Genomic DNA, 237 nt, shown 5'->3' with positions numbered 1-237 from the left:
AGCCTATCTAAAAGAGGGCAAGCAATTCTTATTGAAAGAAGAAAAGTCAAATGTGAATACGACAAACTTCGTATGATTAGAGATACACTCGGAAAGTCCTTGCTGAGTGTTGATGAAAAAGAAATCAAAACAATTGAAAATGCCAAGCGCCGTATCAATAAAACAAATAACAACTTGATCAAGTGGAAATCTGAATCTAAGAAGAATCATTTAAAAGCTATTTAAACTACATAAAAT

1 protein-coding gene is annotated in these 237 nt (G+C 31.6%); it reads left to right on the top strand.

What is annotated here, in order from left to right; translation table 11 throughout:
* Positions 1-225: hypothetical protein (locus SB822_RS60900; protein WP_410859629.1), on the top strand; the 225-nt coding region annotated here is incomplete at its 5' end.
* Between the last annotated feature and the right edge of the window lie 12 nt (positions 226-237).

The sequence above is a fragment of the Paraburkholderia sp. SIMBA_054 genome, from assembly GCF_046534875.1.
Classification (GTDB): Bacteria; Pseudomonadota; Gammaproteobacteria; order Burkholderiales; family Burkholderiaceae; genus Paraburkholderia; species Paraburkholderia hospita.
The sequence above is the reverse complement of the archived record's forward strand: the minus strand, read 5'-3'. Positions and strand labels throughout refer to the sequence as shown.